This window comes from Pseudomonas sp. DG56-2, assembly GCF_004803755.1.
Taxonomy (GTDB): domain Bacteria; phylum Pseudomonadota; class Gammaproteobacteria; order Pseudomonadales; family Pseudomonadaceae; genus Aquipseudomonas; species Aquipseudomonas auratipiscis.
Genome location: NZ_CP032311.1, coordinates 664644 through 677875 on the forward strand (window position 1 = coordinate 664644; position 13232 = coordinate 677875).

Annotated in this window: 14 protein-coding genes; 7 read left to right on the plus strand and 7 right to left on the minus strand. The window is 57.9% G+C overall.

What is annotated here, in order from left to right:
* Position 1: 1 nt before the first annotated feature.
* A complete protein-coding gene (locus tag D3Z90_RS03135) occupies positions 2-505 on the minus strand; it encodes a hypothetical protein (protein ID WP_136474364.1) in 504 nt (167 codons plus the stop codon).
* Between the two features lie 116 nt (positions 506-621).
* Positions 622-1290: a hypothetical protein gene (locus D3Z90_RS03140; RefSeq protein WP_136474365.1), complete on the minus strand. Its 669-nt coding sequence runs from the start codon at positions 1288-1290 to the stop codon at positions 622-624.
* Positions 1291-1446: 156 nt separating this feature from the next.
* Between D3Z90_RS03140 and D3Z90_RS03145 the strand changes: the two genes are divergently transcribed.
* The 3 genes from D3Z90_RS03145 to D3Z90_RS03155 all read left to right on the plus strand — a co-directional run bounded on the left by D3Z90_RS03145 (position 1447) and on the right by D3Z90_RS03155 (position 3390).
* Positions 1447-2187 (plus strand): DUF2076 domain-containing protein, encoded by a 741-nt coding sequence (locus D3Z90_RS03145; RefSeq protein WP_136474366.1) that lies wholly within the window; start codon positions 1447-1449, stop codon positions 2185-2187.
* Positions 2188-2288: 101 nt separating this feature from the next.
* Positions 2289-2768 carry an NYN domain-containing protein gene (locus D3Z90_RS03150; protein WP_136474367.1) on the plus strand — a complete coding sequence of 160 codons (480 nt, stop codon included), beginning with the start codon at positions 2289-2291 and terminating at the stop codon, positions 2766-2768.
* Between the two features lie 19 nt (positions 2769-2787).
* Entirely contained in the window at positions 2788-3390 is a 603-nt protein-coding gene (locus D3Z90_RS03155) for a PolC-type DNA polymerase III (RefSeq protein WP_136474368.1), read from the plus strand.
* On the opposite strand, the gene D3Z90_RS03160 is transcribed toward D3Z90_RS03155, so the two are convergent.
* Complete coding sequence (locus tag D3Z90_RS03160) at positions 3387-3845, minus strand: Lrp/AsnC family transcriptional regulator (protein ID WP_136474369.1); 459 nt, start codon at positions 3843-3845, stop codon at positions 3387-3389. The two genes, D3Z90_RS03155 and D3Z90_RS03160, sit on opposite strands and share 4 nt — an antisense overlap.
* A 152-nt stretch (positions 3846-3997) precedes the next feature.
* On the opposite strand from D3Z90_RS03160, the gene yedA reads away from it, so the two are divergent.
* Positions 3998-4930 carry a drug/metabolite exporter YedA gene (gene yedA, locus D3Z90_RS03165; RefSeq protein WP_136474370.1) on the plus strand — a complete coding sequence of 311 codons (933 nt, stop codon included), beginning with the start codon at positions 3998-4000 and terminating at the stop codon, positions 4928-4930.
* Between the two features lie 75 nt (positions 4931-5005).
* On the plus strand, positions 5006-6337 hold the full coding sequence (locus D3Z90_RS03170) for a DEAD/DEAH box helicase (protein WP_136474371.1): 1332 nt from the start codon (positions 5006-5008) through the stop codon (positions 6335-6337).
* 32 nt (positions 6338-6369) lie between these two features.
* Here the strand turns inward: D3Z90_RS03170 and D3Z90_RS03175 are convergent, their stop codons facing one another.
* Complete coding sequence (locus tag D3Z90_RS03175) at positions 6370-7623, minus strand: TIGR03862 family flavoprotein (RefSeq protein ID WP_178084169.1); 1254 nt, start codon at positions 7621-7623, stop codon at positions 6370-6372.
* 149 nt (positions 7624-7772) lie between these two features.
* Positions 7773-8687: a histone deacetylase gene (locus tag D3Z90_RS03180; protein ID WP_136474373.1), complete on the minus strand. Its 915-nt coding sequence runs from the start codon at positions 8685-8687 to the stop codon at positions 7773-7775.
* 96 nt (positions 8688-8783) lie between these two features.
* Between D3Z90_RS03180 and D3Z90_RS03185 the strand changes: the two genes are divergently transcribed.
* Entirely contained in the window at positions 8784-9209 is a 426-nt protein-coding gene (locus D3Z90_RS03185) for an EamA family transporter (RefSeq protein WP_136474374.1), read from the plus strand.
* Here D3Z90_RS03185 and D3Z90_RS03190 read toward each other — a convergent pair.
* Both D3Z90_RS03190 and D3Z90_RS03195 read right to left on the minus strand, forming a co-directional pair.
* On the minus strand, positions 9175-10023 hold the full coding sequence (locus D3Z90_RS03190) for a phosphatase PAP2 family protein (protein WP_136474375.1): 849 nt from the start codon (positions 10021-10023) through the stop codon (positions 9175-9177). The genes D3Z90_RS03185 and D3Z90_RS03190 overlap by 35 nt on opposite strands.
* Positions 10024-10025: 2 nt before the next feature.
* Complete coding sequence (locus D3Z90_RS03195; RefSeq protein ID WP_136474376.1) at positions 10026-10700, minus strand: histidine phosphatase family protein; 675 nt, start codon at positions 10698-10700, stop codon at positions 10026-10028.
* A gap of 332 nt (positions 10701-11032) precedes the next feature.
* Here D3Z90_RS03195 and D3Z90_RS03200 point away from each other — a divergent pair, with 332 nt between their 5' ends.
* The gene (locus D3Z90_RS03200) at positions 11033-13210 is read left to right on the plus strand and encodes a TonB-dependent siderophore receptor (protein WP_136474377.1); all 2178 of its coding nucleotides are present in this window, start codon (positions 11033-11035) and stop codon (positions 13208-13210) included.
* Positions 13211-13232: the final 22 nt, after the last annotated feature.

Consider the following 13232-nt stretch of genomic DNA (forward strand, 5'->3'; position numbering starts at 1 on the left):
ATCAGTCGATTCGCCTGATCAGGAACCGGTGGGTTTCACCTTCGGTGACGTTCAGAAGGAAGTATTGGCCACGGTCGAGATGGGGGGTGTCTGCAATGGCTTTGACCTGATGCCCCTGGTGGTCGCGCCAGCGGCAAATCAGTCCCTTTTCAGTCCACTCCAGCGGTTCGAGCTTCCAGTAGTCTGTGACTTCAGCGTGTTCGTAAAGGCCCAGGTAGCCGTTACGACTGATGCCTAGATACTGTGGGCCGGTTTGCCCGGGTCTGGAAATGTTGAAGTGCAGGCGATCTTCAGTCTGCGAATGAAAATTGAAGGTAAGCAATGGCGGCTCTTGATTGCCGCCTGCTTGGAGCCAACCGTCTTCGGGGGTAACGCCCCAGGTAAATTTGTCTTGGGCGCGACTGAGGCGCAGTGGAATCTCGCGGCCATTCTTGAGCATGTAGATCATGCCTCGAAACGACGAGATTTCTTCGGCATACAGCGTTTCATTCGGAGCATCAGTCATGAGGATTTCCTTCTCTACTCATTTCACGAGTTTTAGCGGCGGCAGCAATTCGCTGCTCGCACGCATTGTGGAACTCGGTAAACGGAGATTGGAGTCCGAAATACTTCCTTGACTGTTCAGGGCGTAGGGGGCTTGCCCTCAGGTTCGCTAACCAGCATGAACAGGCGGAACATCACCACGGTGCTGAACAGCTGCAGGAAACTGTTGGCGCTATCAAGCACCAGTTCGAGCACGGGCGCAGGTTCCGGAACCAGCATCTGGCTCAAGCCGTCGATCAACCACAATGGGGCGAGAACACCGAGAATGCAGGTGAAGATGCGCCAGAAATTGCCGTTGGCCATCTGAAAGCTTTCGCGCATCGCGGCAATCGGCGGCAGGCCGCGCAATACCAGCAGGTATTCGGCGAACACCAGATTGATCATCACCCAGATGCCCGGAATGATGAACAGCGCCGCGCCGGCCATGATCAACAGTGAGCTGAGCATTACCATCAATGCGAACGACGGCCACAAGCGCAGGGCCATTGCCAGCAGGTTGCGCTTGAGCGGGGTGTAACCGTTACTGCGCGTGTCGAGGTAAAGAATCAGCGCAGCGCTGTACAGTGGATAGAACAACAGGCTGGCGAGCATGCCGTAGGCCTGTGATGCATCTTTACCCAGTTGCTGGTAGAGCAGCTGGGTGAAGAGTGCTTCGAGCACCACCAGAGGCAAGCAAAGCTGGGCGATGCTCAGCAGGTGGCGGCGGAAGAAATACAGGGAGTCACGCAGAACGCTTAGCGGATTCATCGGTCGATAATCGTGTTGGAAAAAATGCAGGGCGTAACTTTAGCCCACTCGGCACCCAACCTGAAAAAAGTTTAATTGCGCCTTGTGTTGATTCCACGGCCTTGGCACCCCATTTTCTCTGAACTTGAATTCCCCGGCTCTTGTGTGAGGTTGCCCATGAACAGTGAAGAACAAACCCTGATCGACGGCTTGTTTGGCCGACTCAGGCAAGCCGAAGACCCGGCCGTCCCACGTGATAGCCAGGCCCAGGCGCGTATTGCTGAACATCTGCAGCAGCAACCGGCGGCACCCTACTACATGGCCCAGGCGATTCTGGTTCAGGAGGCTGCGCTCAAGCGCCTGGATGAGCAGAACAAGCAATTGCAGGCCGAACTGAAGCAGGCCAAGGCGCAGGTGGCCGCCGCGCCAAGCAACAACAGTGGATTTCTGTCGAATATCTTCGGCAGTGGCACACGCGACCCTCAGCCTCAGCAGTCTCAAGCCCAGGCCGGTAGCTCGACGGGCGGTGGCTGGCGTGAGCCGTCGCGCTCGTTCAACCAACCAGGCTTTGCTCCACAGCAACGTTCCAATGCCGCACCCGCCCAGGCGCCGGCTCGTGGCGGGGCCAGCAGCTTTCTCGGCGGAGCGTTGCAAACGGCTGCCGGTGTCGCCGGGGGAGTGATGCTGGCGCAGGGAATCAGCAGCCTGTTCAACAGTCACTCGCAGCCTGAAGAGGTGGTCGAGGTGACCAAGGACGAGCCGCAGCCTGCCAGCGATAGCGGTGGCTGGGGGAGCAATGACGATCAGCACTTGACGGCTGACAACGGCAACTATGGCAACGATCAGGGTGGCTTCATGGACACTGATTATGGCAGCGACGAGGGTGGATTCTTCGACGGTGATGACAGCTTCGTCTGAGTCTGCATACCCGCACCGCTTCCAGGCTGGCATACTGGGCGCCGAAACGGCCCCGGTGTGCGGAGGTCGGCGATAGCGCCACGGCGCCATGAGGAAGAACGGTGAAGAAGATCGCGGTGTTCGCCGACGTGCAGAACCTCTACTACACCGTGCGTCAGGCTTATGGCTGTCATTTCAATTACGCGGCGCTGTGGGCGGATATCAGCCAACGTGGGCAGATTGTCGAGGCGGTTGCCTATGCCATCGATCGCGGTGACAGCAAGCAGCAGCAGTTTCAGCAGATCCTGCGCAACCTCGGTTTTACGGTAAAACTCAAACCCTATATTCAACGTAGCGATGGCTCGGCAAAGGGCGATTGGGACGTTGGCATCACCCTGGATGTGATCGACGCTGCGGCACGGGTCGACGAAGTCGTGCTGGCGTCTGGCGACGGGGACTTCGACCTGCTGCTCGAGCGGGTCATCAGCCGCCACGGTATCGAAGCTATTGCCTACGGCGTTCCTGGCCTTACCGCCAACTCATTGATCCGCGCTGCCACCCGCTATGTGCCCATCGAGGGCGGTCTGCTGCTTCGGCACTAGGTTTTACAGAGGTTTTGTTTTGGAACGTATTGCTGTCATCGACTTTGAAACCACCGGGATTTCACCCGGTGCCAATTGCCGCGCTACGGAGGTGGCAGTGGTCATGCTCGAGCGCGGGCGTATTGTCGAGCGCTACCAGAGCTTGATGAATGCAGGACTCCCGGTTCCGAGCTTTGTTGCCGCGCTGACAGGCATCACCACTGCCATGCTGCGCACCGCGCCACCCATTGCGCGGGTGATGAACGAAGTGGCCGAGTTTGTCGGTGACACCCCAATGCTTGCCCACAACGCCTCGTTCGACCAGAAGTTCTGGGCGTACGAACTGGCGCAAGTGGGTCGTCCCAGCAGCCAGCGCTTTGCCTGTTCCATGCTCCTGGCGCGCCGTTTGATGCCCGCAGCGCCTAACCACAAGCTTGGCACCTTGACCCGCTGGGCCGGGTTGCCGGATACCGGCACGGCGCACCGGGCCATGGCGGATGCGGAAATGGCTGCCAACCTGGCTCAGCATTTGGCCGGGCAGTTGCGTGAACAAGGGGTGAATGCCGTCTCCCACCAATTGTTCTGCAGCTTGCAGAAGATTCCGGCGGCGAAGATCGCTGAGGCGCTGAAAACCTACCGTTAGATTTTTTTGCCGTTGTGCTCGAGATGGCCCAGCGGCAAACGCCGATCTGCCGCACTGGAAAGAATGATCGAGGTCTTGCTGAAGCCGAACTGCGCGATGCGGTCGATCAATGCTTCAAGCTCCGGCATCGAGCCCACGGCCGCCTGCATGATCACGCAAGGGTCGCCGGTTACCCGGTGGCATTCGGTCAGTTGCGGAATCTGGGTAAGTTCCTCATATGTCTTCTGATTGCCGTGACTGGCCAGACGCAGCTCGATCACGCAACGGATCGGCAGGCCAATCTTCTCTAAATCCACCTTGGCCTGATAACCCGTGATCACGCCACTGCTCTCCAGTTTGGCGACCCGTTCGGCAACCGCCGGGGCCGACAGATTGACCTTGCGTGCGAGCTCTGCAAAGGAGGCGCGGCCATTTTCCAGCAAGGCGCTAAGGAGCATTCGATCGTACTTGTCCATGGGTTTCCTGAAACGAATAGCGAATCAAAGGTAGGCGGCTGCAAGAACCGTTTTTTCAAAAGTGTACGGCCCATTTAAACAGCTTTTGTAACTTAAGTTTATTCACGTGCCTTTCTAAACTAATCCCCCATCTACCAGATTTCGAGCCCCCCATGACTGCCTCTCGTCGCTTTCCCTTGGTCTTAATAGGCGCCTTCCTGGCGCTGTACCTGGTGTGGGGCTCGACCTATCTGGTTATCCGAATTGGTGTGGAGTCCTGGCCACCGCTATTGATGGCGGGTGTGCGCTTTGTCATTGCCGGTACCCTGCTGTACGGCTTTCTGCGCTGGCGCGGTGTGCCAGCGCCGACCTGGCCGCAATGGCGCGCAGCAGGGGTGATCGGCTTTCTCTTGCTCAGTTGCGGCAATGGCGGCGTGACCTTGGCTGAACATGCCGGGGTTGCATCCGGCGTTGCCGCACTGGCGGTGGCTACCGTGCCACTGTTCACCTTGTTGTTCGGCCTGTTCTGGGGCCAACGCAACACGCGTTTGGAATGGGCGGGAATATTCCTTGGGCTGGCAGGTATTGCCATGCTCAACCTGGGTTCGAACCTGCAGGCCAGCCCTATGGGCGCGGCGTTGATTCTGTTCGCTGCCGCTTCCTGGGCGTTCGGCTCGGTCTGGAGCAAAAGCTTGCCGCTGCCGCAAGGGCCCATGGCCAGTGCTGCCGAAATGCTCGTGGGTGGTGTTGCCTTGCTTCTGGGCAGCGCCCTGAGCGGTGAGCGCATGACCCAAATGCCGACGGCTGCGGGTTGGGGGGCGTTGGCGTATCTGGTGTTCTTCGGTTCGATCCTGGCTTTCAGTGCCTATATGTATCTGCTCAAGCATGTACGTCCGGCGGCCGCTACCAGCTACGCCTACGTCAACCCGGCCGTGGCGGTGTTGCTGGGAATTGTGTTTGCCGGCGAGCAGATCGGCTTTGAGGAGTGCGTGGCCATGGCGGTCATCATCAGTGCGGTCGTGCTGATCGGTCTGCCGCAGTGGCGCAAGCCGAAAATCACGGTCAGCAAGGCACCTGAGCAGGTGGACGGCGAGCTGTGCAAGTAACCGAGGTTTGTCAGGAAGGCGTCGGCGGAACAAGGTAAACTTGCGCCATTGCTGAATTTCCCTGACGGTATTGCCATGACATTCGCCAAACTTGGCCTGATTGAACCCTTGTTGCGCGCGCTTGAGCGCCTGGACTACAACACTCCTACGCCCGTCCAGGCCCAGGCCATTCCCGCCGTTTTGGCCGGCCGTGACCTGATGGCTGCGGCCCAGACTGGTACTGGCAAGACTGCAGGCTTCGCCCTGCCGCTGTTGCAGCGCCTGACCCTTGAAGGTGCCAAGGTCAGCAGCAATTCGGTTCGCGCCCTGGTGCTGGTACCCACTCGCGAACTGGCCGAGCAGGTACACAGCAACATCCGCGACTATGCCGAGCATCTGCCGTTGACCACTTATGCGGTGTACGGCGGGGTCAGCATCAACCCGCAAATGATGAAGCTGCGTAAAGGCATCGATCTGTTGGTGGCAACGCCGGGACGTTTGCTCGATCTGTTCCGTCAGAATGCGGTGAAGTTCAACCAGCTGCAGGCGTTGGTCCTGGACGAAGCGGATCGTATGCTCGACCTGGGGTTCGCCGAGGAGCTGCGCGCGGTGTACGCCGCATTGCCGGCTCGCCGTCAGACCTTGCTGTTTTCGGCCACGTTTTCTGATGAGATCCGCTTGCTGGCGGAGCAAACCCTGAATGATCCGCTGAGCATCGAAGTCAGCCCGCGCAACGTTGCTGCAAGTTCTGTGAAACAGTGGATCGTCCCTGTGGATAAAAAGCGCAAGCCGGAGCTGTTCAGCCATTTGCTGCGCAAGCAGCGCTGGAAGCAGGTGCTGGTTTTCGCCAAGACCCGTAATGGCGTCGATCAACTGGTTGAGCGCCTGCGGGGCCAGGGTGTGAACGCTGACGGTATCCATGGCGATAAACCTCAAGCGACTCGCCAGCGTGCCCTCGACAGCTTCAAAGCGCGCGAAATCCAGATTCTAGTAGCGACCGACGTAGCGGCGCGGGGGCTGGACATCGAAGACCTGCCGCTGGTGGTCAACTTCGATCTGCCGATCGTGGCTGAAGACTACATCCACCGTATCGGTCGTACGGGGCGGGCGGGCAATACCGGTGAGGCGATCTCGTTGGTATGTGCCGATGAAGTGCAAATGCTTTCGGCTATCGAGATGCTCACGCGTAAAACCTTGCCGCGCCACGAAGAGCCCGACTTCATTCCTGATCACAAGGTGCCGATGACTGACGCCAGTGGACAAGTATTGAAGAAGCCCAAGAAGCCGAAGAAACCCAAGGAAAACAGCAGCAAGCGCAGCCTCGGGCGCTGGACGGACAGCGGCGATACGCCTGCAGCGGCACCAGCAGCCAAGCCTGTGCGCAAAGTTCCGACTTTCAATACCGGGCCGCGTAAGCGTAAGCCTTGAGATCGTTTCGCGGGGCAAGCCCGCTTCTGCAGTTATCCGCTGTGGGGGCGGGCAGTGTTGAGCCAATCCAGCACGCCTAGGCCGGCCTTGCGTCCACTGGCAAAGCACGCAGTCAGCAGATAGCCGCCAGTGGGCGCCTCCCAATCAAGCATCTCACCGGCGCAGAACACCCCCGGCATCGCCTTGAGCATCAGTTGCTCATCCATCGCTTCAAAGACAACGCCGCCAGCCGTGCTGATGGCTTCGTCAAGAGGGCGAGGGCGTACCAGCACGATAGGCAGCGCCTTGATCGCCTGGGCCAGCAGTATCGGATCGGCAAACGTCGGCGCATTGGTCAATTCACGCAACAACGCTGCCTTGACCCCATCCAGGCCCAACTGGCTGTGCAGATGCTTGGCCATCGAGCGCGAGCCACGGGGTTTGCTCAGGGCCTTGTGAATGTTATCCACAGTGCGATTGGGAAGTAGGTCAAGGAGCACGGTAGCGCTTCCCGTACGATTGATGGTTTCGCGTATTTGCGCTGACCACGCGTACACCAGGCTACCTTCCACACCTTGGCTGGTGACAATGCACTCGCCCAGGCGCGGAGTATGGCCGGCGAGGCTGAGGGCGATGTTTTTCAGCGGGGCACCCGCAAACTTGCTTTTGAGCAGGTCACTCCAGGCATGCACCTCGAACCCACTGTTGGCCGCCTGCAAGGGCGCAACCTGCACCCCTTTATCCACAAGCCACGGCAGCCAGGCGGCGTCGGAGCCCAGGCGTGCCCAACTGCCGCCACCCAGGGCCAGGACCGTGGCGGTGGGGTTGAGTGCCAGTTCACCCTGTGGATAAGCAACCCGCAGGCTGCCGTCGTCATTCCAGCCAAGCCAACGATGGCGGGTGTGGATAACTACCCCACCGTCACGCAGACGCTTAAGCCAGGCACGCAGCAGCGGCGCGGCTTTCATCTCAAGGGGAAAGACCCGGCCAGAGCTGCCCACAAAGGTTTCGATACCCAGGTCGTGAATCCACTGGCGCAGGCCATCGGCGTTGAAACCGTCGAGCAGCGTGGCGATTTCACTGGAGCGTTCGGCGTAACGGGATACAAAGGCCGGGTAGGGCTCGGAGTGAGTGATGTTCATGCCGCCCACTCCGGCCAGGAGAAACTTTCTTCCTACCGATGGCATGGCGTCGTAGACATCCACCGCAACGCCAGCCTGAGCGAGTACCTCGGCGGCCATCAACCCGGCGGGCCCGCCTCCGATAATGGCAACGTGTGGGCGATTGGCGCAGGAAGTGTCGGTCATGGTGGGCTGCAAGCTGGGAAAAAGTGCCGGCATTCTACCTCAGCGCGGTCGAGGGAAGTACTGTTCAAAAAATGTACAGTGGCTTCAAGGTCAAGCAGGCAAAGGGCTCCAGTGGCTTTCACTCAGGTTATCCACAGGCGGTTCCACAGTCATTGTGAGTAACCCAGCACCCGACTTGCGCTGTGGTGAAGGATGCCGTGGCGGCGGGCCAAGGCGTGACGGTCCTTGCTGTAGCCACCACCGATGACCCCGACGACCGGAATATCGCGGCCCAGACACTGGCGCAGGACCTGTTCATCACGGGCGGCGACACCCTCATCCGTCAGTTGCAGGTAGCCGAGGGCATCGTCCTTGTGCACATCGACCCCGGCGTCATACAACACCAGGTCCGGGCGGTACAGCGGCAGGAGGTAGTTGAGTGCGTCTTCAACGACCTTCAGGTAGGCCTGGTCGCCCATGCCTCGCGGTAGCGGAATGTCCCAGTCACTCTGCGCCTTGCGGGCCGGGAAATTCTGTTCGCAGTGCAGAGACACGGTAATTGCGTCGGGGGTATCGTGAAGAATGCGAGCAGTGCCGTCGCCCTGGTGCACATCACAATCGAAGATCAGCACTTTGTGTACGCGACCGGCTTCCAGCAGGTAACGGCTGATTACCGCCAGGTCGTTGAAGATGCAAAAGCCGGCAGGGTGGTCGTAATGGGCATGATGGGTACCTCCGGCCAGATGACAGGCGATGCCATGCTCCAGCGCTTGCTCGGCAGCCAGCAACGAACCACCGACTGCCCGTACGGTACGTTGCGCCAAAGCTTCGCTCCAGGGCAGGCCAAGGCGGCGCTGGTCCTCGCGGGATAACTCGCCATTCATGTAGCGCTCGATGTAACCACGGTCGTGGGCCAGGGCGAGAATATCGTTGGGGCAGATCTGCGGGCGCAGCAGCGCCTGGTCGGTAGTCAGGCCGCTTTCGATCAGGTGATCGCGCAGCAGGCGGAACTTGTCCATCGGAAAGCGATGCTCGGCAGGAAATGCCGGACTGTAGTCGTCGTGGTAGATCAGCGGCAGCGGCATGACAAATTCTTGAGCAGAGTAGAGACCGATCTTGCCAGTTGCGGTTGCCCTTGCGCTACTTTGTAGAAAGCACAACTTTCAACAAAGGGCGCTTGCATGCTGGCTTCCTGGACATTCTGGGCGATTCTCTCCGCTGTTTTTGCGGCGTTGACGGCTATTTTTGCCAAGGTCGGCATCAGCGGCATCAATTCCGATTTCGCCACCCTGCTGCGCACCGTGGTGGTGTTGATCAGCCTGGCATTGATTCTCTACGCCACGGGCCAGTACCAGTCGCTGGGATCGATTTCCCCACGCAGCTACGCGTTTCTGGTGTTGTCGGGGTTAGCGACAGGCGCCTCGTGGATTTGTTATTTCCGAGCCTTGCAGTTGGGGCAGGCCTCGCATGTTGCCCCTGTGGATAAACTCAGCGTAGTGCTGGTCGCCGTGCTGGGCGTAACCTTGCTCGGTGAGAGGCTCGACCTGCGTCAATGGGCGGGTATCAGCTTGATTACTCTGGGCGTAGTGATGCTGGCATGGCGCTGACGCTGAGGGTCGGCAGTATTTTCGGCGGGCGCAAAGCGGGCGCTTGAAGCGCGAGCCTGCCGTAGAAAAACAGGGCCGTCAGCCATGAGCTGAGCCAAACGAAAATGCCTGCCCAGAAGGTGTGCGACATGTAGTGCCAGCCTTGCAATACGCGGGTGGTGCCGTAGACGAAACCCACCAGCAGAATCGCCACCAGAAGTTTACGAGCCTGCTGCCAGCGGTAACGCAGGGCGACAAAGTACAGCGCCAGCAAGGTAAAGCCGCTGGAAGCATGTCCGCCCGGCCAGCATCGTCCCTCACCGGCCTTGCTGAACCAGGTGAAGTTTTCATACCACTCGGTACGCAACTGCGAACCGCCATACAACGTGGTTTCTACCGGACAGTACACGCTGGTATGGCTTTTGAGGTAATGGATCACTGTGGTGCTCAGCGCAAAGGCCACCACCACATAAAGAAAGTCCCGCCGATGCTTGGCGCTCAAGCGCAGCACAGGGGTGATGCGCAAGCTTTGCAGCGCGCGGCTGTTGGCTGCTCGAGGATATTTGGCCAGCAGTGGCCAGATAAATGACAACAGCGCACCGATAATGGCTGCTTCCCCGCTCCAGTTCGGCAGAATCCGCGGCCACTTGTGAGTAACTTTTTCAAACCACTGATTATGCAGGAGCGGGAACTGACCCGTTGTCGGGTCCAGCAACAGGTTACTGATCAGGCGATCCAGCTGGGTCAGGTCAAACAGAACAAAAACCATCCCGGCGAGTAACAACGGAACGCCCAGGTTTGTCAGGTAGAAGGCTTTTCGCGAGGGGGCGTGCATGGTTACGTCCGTGTGCTGTTCAGGAGTTTTTTCCATTCACTGGCATTCATCTGGCCGAGGATTTTCGGTTTGCCGTTCGCGCTGACCGAGACGAACAGTGCACTGGCGTATTCGCTGGAGCGCAGGCCGCCAGGAACCTTCAGTTGGCGTTGCACGTGGTCGATGCAACCGCTATGGGTCACCAGCACCAGATTGTGATTTGGCGACTTGTGTGCCAACGCTGAGTCGGCGAAGTCCTGATCGCACGCTTTAACCCAGTCTTCACTGCCAATTGCCTTGCCGAAGATAAAGTGTGCGGTCTGTTGCGTTCTGATCTCTGGGCTACTGAGTACCTCGGCGTCGGCAAGCCCGAGTTGCTTTAGACCCGCGCCAACATCACTGGCTGCCTTGCTGCCGGCCACGGTAATGCCGCTCGGATCACCAAGGCAGGCATCGCTTGAGCGGTCACAGCGCTCGGCGTGTCGAATCAGCACGATCACCGCACCCTTGGACCATTCACGGTAAACACCGCTGCTGCGCATTTGATTGTCACTGCCTAAGTCCACAATAAGCGTTCTCGTTGATGCCCATGTGGTGAGGGTGGCCAGCGCGAGCATGATGCTCAGGCCGATGAACATCGTTTTGACAGTGAGTAAACGTCGTCGCTTGAATGATTTCTGCGCGGTGTCTGACAGCATGCGGCTACTCCGTAATGCGGAACTGAATGGGGTGATAGCCGGGGTAGGGTATGCACCACTGATAGGGCCGCACTGTAGGCGGCAGCCCGTGGTGAGCAGGTGAAGTGGATGTGAAAAAAATCTTGAAGTGATGAACGTTATCAAGGGGTTTGTCGAAGTGCCCAAAGGGGGGGCAAGTTGCCGGCTTGTAACTGAATATATGTAACTAGATATATGTAACTTGGCGGTAATTAGAAATATCCTGTTACTCGGAGTAAATAACGTAAATTTGCTTCATTTGATAATTGCTCGTAAATAGCATTGCGCATCATTTTCTGATGCTGGCAATCCTAATGGCACATAAAGCGGAAACAACACGTCGTTCTGATACAGGTCATCTTTACACTGCACTAGGTTTGGCAGTGGCTTCCTGGTCTTCTGTCAGCTTGGCTGAAACTTCTAACAACGCGAGCAACTCTGCAGCGGTGGAGTTGGAAGCCACTGATATCACCAGTACGCATCATGAAACTTTTAAAGTCGATGAAATGTCATCGCCGAAGTTCACCGCGCCACTTCGAGAAACACCCAAGTCAATCACCATTATTAATGAGGCCTTGATCAAAGAGCGTGCTGCAACGTCGCTGACAGATGTATTGCGCACTACGCCCGGCATCACCTTGGGTGCGGGTGAAGGCGGTACGCCACTTGGGGATCGCCCGTTTATCCGTGGTTTTGAAGCCAGTACCGATATTCAGATTGATGGCGTGCGCGACCTGGGGCGAATGTCCCATGAAGCGTTTAACGTCGATTCTGTAGAAATCGTCAAAGGGCCAGGCTCAGCCTATAGCGGTCGGGGCTCAACCGGTGGCTCGATCAACCTGGTAAGCAAGACGGCCAAGGCTGAAGATTTTGTCGCCGGCAGCATTACTATGGGTACCGACCAACTGTGGCGCAACACGGTTGATATCAACCAGTACCTGCCTGAGCAGGACCTGGCTCTGCGTCTTAATGCAATGAAGCACGAAGCCGATACACCGGGTCGTGATGACGTTGAAGTAAAGCGCTGGGGCATCGCTCCAACCATCACTTGGGGTTTGCAAGGTCCTACTCGCGTCACTGCCAGTTACTATCATCTTGAAACCGATGACATTCCCGATCAGGGCCATCCTATTTCGTTGATCACTAACAAACCGGTTAAGGTTGATCGCGACAACTTCTACGGTTTGGTCGATCGTGATTTCCGAAAAACGTCTGCTGATTTGGCGACGTTAATTGTCGAGCACGACGTTAGTGAGCAACTGACGGTACGAAACACCTTGCGGGGTGGTCGTAGCATGCAGAACTATGTGATGAGCCGTCCGGTTTTTGCCAACGTCGGGCAAGAAGAAAGCGGACTGGTGGGGCGTGGCTTCCGCCCGCGAAACGTGGTCAATACGTCACTGATCAACCAGACGGATCTGTTTGGCACTTTCCAAACGGGCGATATCAAGCACACCTATGCCACGGGCTTGGAACTCAGTCGCGAAACCATCACTGACAAAGACAAACACAAGGGAAATAACGGCATTCCCGCGGATCTGGAAAACCCCAACCCCCATGATGGCGGCTGGACACTGTTGCCAGGCACCGGCGAGGTCACCAGCAAGAACCAGACTGAGGTGAAGTCGCTGTATGTCTTCGACACCTTGGGGCTGCACGAGCAGTGGGACCTGAACCTGGGCCTGCGCTATGACGACTATGAAGTAAAAAATCGGGTTGCTGGTGGTGCCGAGTCGTCCAGTGAGCTTTGGAACTATCAAGTTGGCGTGGTGTTCAAGCCGCTGCCTAACGGCAGCATCTACCTGTCTTACGGCACGTCGTCCAATCCATCGGGTGAAAACACCCAGTCTGGCGGTGCTGATGGCGCGGGTGCCGGTAACCTGAACGGTAACAAGGCCAATCTGGACCCGGAAAAAGCTCGCAGTGTAGAACTGGGTACCAAGTGGGATGTGTTCAACGAACAGCTGTCCTTGACCGCAGCAGTGTTCCGCACCGAAAAAACCAACGCTCGCATCACGGACCCAATCACTGGCTTCGTGACGCTTGATGGCGACCAGAAGGTAACGGGTATCGAGCTTGGTGCAACTGGGCGAATTACCGATGCCTGGGCTGTCTGGGCCGGGTATACCTACCTGGATGCCGAAGTGGTGAAGTCGGGCGGTGACGGTAGCAATGATGGCAACCAGTCCAAGTTCATCGCACCCAACAGCTTTAGCGTGTGGAGCTCCTACGACATCACTGACCGGTGGACCGTCGGGGCCGGAGCCAACTACATGGATGAGCGCTACATGAACGATGCCAACACGGTCACCATCGATGACTACTGGCGCTACGATGCTATGGTTGGCTACAAAGTGAACAAAAACCTCGACCTGCAGCTCAACGTCCTTAACCTGACCGACGAAACCATCTACGACGCGTCCCATGTCGGACTATTTGCCACTGTGGCACCCGGTCGGTCAGCGGAGATGACTGCAAACTTCAAGTTCTAATTACTCCCGCCCTGAATGACTC

What these genes read in the sequence shown, in the direction of transcription:
- D3Z90_RS03135 (WP_136474364.1), bottom strand. Translation starts at nt 505, where the DNA reads ATGACTGATGCTCCGAATGAAACGCTGTATGCCGAAGAAATCTCGTCG.
- D3Z90_RS03140 (WP_136474365.1), bottom strand. Translation starts at nt 1,290, where the DNA reads ATGAATCCGCTAAGCGTTCTGCGTGACTCCCTGTATTTCTTCCGCCGC.
- D3Z90_RS03145 (WP_136474366.1), top strand. Translation starts at nt 1,447, where the DNA reads ATGAACAGTGAAGAACAAACCCTGATCGACGGCTTGTTTGGCCGACTC.
- D3Z90_RS03160 (WP_136474369.1), bottom strand. Translation starts at nt 3,845, where the DNA reads ATGGACAAGTACGATCGAATGCTCCTTAGCGCCTTGCTGGAAAATGGC.
- yedA (WP_136474370.1), top strand. Translation starts at nt 3,998, where the DNA reads ATGACTGCCTCTCGTCGCTTTCCCTTGGTCTTAATAGGCGCCTTCCTG.
- D3Z90_RS03170 (WP_136474371.1), top strand. Translation starts at nt 5,006, where the DNA reads ATGACATTCGCCAAACTTGGCCTGATTGAACCCTTGTTGCGCGCGCTT.
- D3Z90_RS03175 (WP_178084169.1), bottom strand. Translation starts at nt 7,623, where the DNA reads ATGACCGACACTTCCTGCGCCAATCGCCCACACGTTGCCATTATCGGA.
- D3Z90_RS03180 (WP_136474373.1), bottom strand. Translation starts at nt 8,687, where the DNA reads ATGCCGCTGCCGCTGATCTACCACGACGACTACAGTCCGGCATTTCCT.
- D3Z90_RS03185 (WP_136474374.1), top strand. Translation starts at nt 8,784, where the DNA reads ATGCTGGCTTCCTGGACATTCTGGGCGATTCTCTCCGCTGTTTTTGCG.
- D3Z90_RS03190 (WP_136474375.1), bottom strand. Translation starts at nt 10,023, where the DNA reads ATGCACGCCCCCTCGCGAAAAGCCTTCTACCTGACAAACCTGGGCGTT.
- D3Z90_RS03195 (WP_136474376.1), bottom strand. Translation starts at nt 10,700, where the DNA reads ATGCTGTCAGACACCGCGCAGAAATCATTCAAGCGACGACGTTTACTC.
- D3Z90_RS03200 (WP_136474377.1), top strand. Translation starts at nt 11,033, where the DNA reads ATGGCACATAAAGCGGAAACAACACGTCGTTCTGATACAGGTCATCTT.